This is a genomic window from Streptomyces phytophilus (assembly GCF_013870535.1).
GTDB classification, from domain to species: domain Bacteria; phylum Actinomycetota; class Actinomycetes; order Streptomycetales; family Streptomycetaceae; genus Streptomyces; species Streptomyces phytophilus.
In genome coordinates, this window is sequence record NZ_JACBXC010000527.1 from 1 (window position 1) to 4,044 (window position 4,044).

The 4,044-nt window shown below is 71.4% G+C and carries 4 protein-coding genes; all 4 read left to right on the forward strand.

Features of this window, described 5'->3' with window-relative positions; translation table 11 throughout:
* Positions 1-1,022 (forward strand): 1-deoxy-D-xylulose-5-phosphate reductoisomerase (gene dxr / locus H5J30_RS20630; RefSeq protein ID WP_181788883.1); only part of this gene is annotated, 1,022 nt, incomplete at its 5' end.
* A gap of 30 nt (positions 1,023-1,052) precedes the next feature.
* Positions 1,053-2,369, forward strand: coding sequence for a M50 family metallopeptidase (locus tag H5J30_RS20635; RefSeq protein WP_181788884.1), 1,317 nt, complete (start codon positions 1,053-1,055; stop codon positions 2,367-2,369).
* 232 nt (positions 2,370-2,601) lie between these two features.
* The gene (gene ispG / locus H5J30_RS20640; RefSeq protein WP_181788885.1) at positions 2,602-3,756 is read left to right on the forward strand and encodes a flavodoxin-dependent (E)-4-hydroxy-3-methylbut-2-enyl-diphosphate synthase; all 1,155 of its coding nucleotides are present in this window, start codon (positions 2,602-2,604) and stop codon (positions 3,754-3,756) included.
* Between the two features lie 62 nt (positions 3,757-3,818).
* Positions 3,819-4,044: DUF4081 domain-containing protein (locus H5J30_RS20645; RefSeq protein ID WP_181788886.1), on the forward strand; the 226-nt coding region annotated here is incomplete at its 3' end.

Consider the following 4,044-nt stretch of genomic DNA (forward strand, 5'->3'; position numbering starts at 1 on the left):
CGGTCTTCAGCCTCTCCGGCCGGGCTCGCCGCGGGTCGCTGAGGCGGTACGGGGCCGGGGAGCCGCTGCCGGAGGTGCTGGCGGGTCCGGACGCCGCCACCGAACTCGCCGCCGACGCGTGCCACACGGTGCTCAACGGCATCACCGGCTCCATCGGCCTCGCGCCCACCCTCGCCGCCCTCAAGGCCGGCCGGATGCTCGCGCTGGCCAACAAGGAGTCGCTGATCGTCGGCGGACCGCTGGTCAGAGAGGTGGCCAGGCACGGCCAGATCGTGCCCGTGGACTCCGAGCACTCCGCCCTCTACCAGGCCCTGCTCGGCGGCGCCCGCGGCGAGGTGCGCAAGCTCCTCGTCACCGCCTCCGGCGGCCCGTTCCGCGGCAGGACGCGCGAGGAGCTGACCGACGTCACCCCGGAGCAGGCGCTCGCCCACCCCACGTGGGCCATGGGCCCGGTGGTCACCATCAACTCCGCCACCCTGGTCAACAAGGGCCTGGAGGTCATCGAGGCGCACCTGCTGTACGACGTGCCCTTCGACCGCATCGAGGTCGTCGTCCACCCGCAGTCCTACGTGCACTCCATGGTCGAGTTCACCGACGGCTCCACCCTGGCCCAGGCCAGCCCGCCCGACATGCGGATGCCGATCGCGCTGGCGCTGGGCTGGCCGGACCGGGTGCCGGACGCCGCGCCCGCCTTCGCCTGGTCGGCCGCCGCCACCTGGGAGTTCTTCCCCCTCGACGAGAAGGCGTTCCCGTCCGTGCCGCTGGCCTGCCACGTCGGGGCCCTCGGCGGCACCGCCCCGGCGGTCTTCAACGCCGCCAACGAGGAGTGTGTCGACGGCTTCCTCACCGGCAAGCTCCCGTTCCTTGGCATCATGGACACGGTCAGCCAGGTCGTCGCGGAACACGGCACGGACGATCCGGGAACCCGGCTGACGGTCGCGGACGTCCTCGAAGCCGAGACCTGGGCGCGCGCCCGGGCCAGGGAGCTGGCCGGGCTGCCGGCCGACCAGCACGACAAGTGACGACCGACAACTGATGACGAAGGTGCGCCCATGACGACACTCATGACGATTCTCGGCATCGTCGTCTTCGCCTTCGGGCTCCTGGTCTCCATCGCCTGGCACGAACTCGGCCACCTCAGCACGGCCAAGATGTTCGGCATCCGCGTCCCGCAGTACATGGTCGGCTTCGGCCCCACGATGTGGTCCCGCAAGAAGGGGGAGACGGAGTACGGCATCAAGTGGATCCCGCTCGGCGGCTACATCCGCATGATCGGGATGTTCCCGCCCGGCGAGGACGGCCGGGTGCAGCAGCGCTCCACGTCGCCGTTCCGCGGGATGATCGAGGACGCGCGGCAGGCGGCGTACGAGGAGCTGAAGCCCGGCGACGAGAGCAGGCTGTTCTACACCCGGGCCCCGTGGAAGCGGGTCGTCGTGATGTTCGCCGGCCCGTTCATGAACCTGGTGCTGGCCGTCGTGGTGTTCGTCGGCGTGATGATGACGTTCGGCATCGCCACCCAGACCACGACCGTCGGCTCGGTCTCCGACTGCGTGATCAAGGCCGAGTCGGTCGCCGAGAACCCCGACCGCAAGTGCCGGGAGGGCGACGCCGCCGCACCCGCGAAGAAGGCGGGCCTGGAGCGCGGCGACCGGATCGTGGCGTTCAACGGCCGCCCGGTCGGCGACTGGGAGGCCCTGCAGACCAGCATCCGCGACACCATCGGCCCGGCCACCGTCACCGTCGAGCGCGACGGCAAGCGCGTCGACCTGCACCCCACGCTCACCGAGAACACCGTCAGCAAGAGCGACGGCGACGGCGGCTACGTCGAAGGCGAGTACGTGAAGGCGGGCTTCCTCGGCTTCACCCCCGCCACCGGCGTGGTCAGGCAGGACTTCGGGCAGTCCGTGGACCGCATGGGCGACATGGTCGTCAACGGCTTCGACGCCCTCATCGCGCTGCCCTCGAAGGTCCCCGACCTGTGGGACGCGGCGTTCCAGGGCGAGGAGCGCAAGGAGGACTCCCCGGTCGGCGTCGTCGGCGCGGCCCGGGTCGGCGGCGAGGTGCTGAACCTCGACATCCCGCCGGAGCAGCGGGTGGCGTCGATGCTCCTGCTGGTGGCGGGCTTCAACCTGTCGCTGTTCCTGTTCAACATGCTGCCGCTGCTGCCGCTGGACGGCGGGCACATCGCGGGGGCGCTGTGGGAGTCGGTGCGGCGCGCGTTCGCGCGGGTCTTCCGGCGGCCCGACCCGGGCCCCTTCGACGTCGCGAAGCTGATGCCGGTGGCGTACGTGGTCGCCGGGGTGTTCATCTGCTTCACCCTGCTGGTGCTCGTCGCGGACGTGGTGAACCCGGTGAAGCTCACGGGCTGACCCGGGCGGCGGAGCGGCGCGCGCACCGCGGCGTACGCGCCCGCTCCGCCGCCCGCCGGCCCCCGCGCCGCGAACCCGGCGCGCCGCGCGGTAAACGTCCGGTGCCGGTTTATCGACACTTCCGGTGACCACCCCGGGACCGGCCGCGGCGCGGGGTGCCGGTGCCGTAATCTCGGTAGCCCGGGCCTCATCCGGTGGGGGCCATGATCCGTACAACAGGGGTTGCCGCCAGATGACTGCCGTTTCGCTGGGAATGCCGTCCGTTCCGCTGAAGATGGCCGAGCGCAGGGCGAGTCGTACGCTGCAGGTCGGGTCCGTCGCCGTCGGCGGCGAGGCACCGGTCTCGGTCCAGTCGATGACCACCACCCGCACCTCCGACATCGGCGCCACCCTCCAGCAGATCGCCGAGCTGACCGCCTCCGGCTGCCAGATCGTCCGGGTGGCCTGCCCCACGCAGGACGACGCCGACGCGCTCGCCGTGATCGCCAAGAAGTCGCAGATCCCCGTCATCGCGGACATCCACTTCCAGCCGAAGTACGTCTACGCTGCCATCGACGCCGGCTGCGCCGCGGTCCGGGTGAACCCGGGCAACATCAAGAAGTTCGACGACCAGGTCAAGCAGATCGCCCACGCCGCCTCCGCCGCGGGCACCCCCATCCGGATCGGGGTCAACGCCGGCTCGCTCGACCGGCGGCTGCTCGCGAAGTACGGCAAGGCCACCCCGGAGGCGCTGGTGGAGTCCGCGCTGTGGGAGTGCTCGCTGTTCGAGGAGCACGGCTTCACGGACATCAAGATCTCGGTGAAGCACAACGACCCGGTCGTCATGGTCAACGCCTACCGGCAGCTCGCCGCCCAGTGCGACTACCCGCTGCACCTCGGCGTCACCGAGGCGGGCCCCGCCTTCCAGGGCACCATCAAGTCCGCCGTCGCCTTCGGCTCGCTGCTCGGCGACGGCATCGGCGACACCATCCGCGTCTCCCTCTCCGCGCCGCCGGTGGAGGAGGTCAAGGTCGGCATCCAGATCCTGGAGTCCCTCGGGCTGCGCGAGCGCCGGCTGGAGATCGTCTCCTGCCCGTCCTGCGGCCGCGCCCAGGTCGACGTCTACAAGCTCGCCGACGAGGTCACCGCCGGCCTGGACGGCATGGAGGTGCCGCTGCGCGTCGCCGTCATGGGCTGCGTCGTCAACGGTCCGGGCGAGGCCCGCGAGGCCGACCTCGGCGTCGCCTCCGGCAACGGCAAGGGCCAGATCTTCGTCAAGGGCGAGGTCATCAAGACCGTGCCCGAGTCGAAGATCGTCGAGACGCTGATCGAGGAGGCGATGAAGATCGCCGACCGGATGGAGGCCGACGGCGCCGCCGCCGGCGAGCCGGAGGTCACCGTCGGCTGACGGCCCGGCACCGCGCGTACCCGCAGGAAGCGGGCGGACGCGCGCACAGGTACAGTGCCGCTGTGTTGTCGACCACCACCACACGGCTGCTGGAACCCGCGGAGCTGGACGCCGCTCGTGCCGTGCTCGACCGCGAACCGGTCGCCAACGCGTTCGTCGCATCCCGGGTCGCCGTCGCCGGGCTCGACCCCTGGCGGCTCGGCGGTGAGCTGTGGGGCTGGTACGCGGACGGGCGGCTGGAGTCCCTCTGCTACGCAGGCGCCAACCTCGTGCCCGTCTGCGCCACCC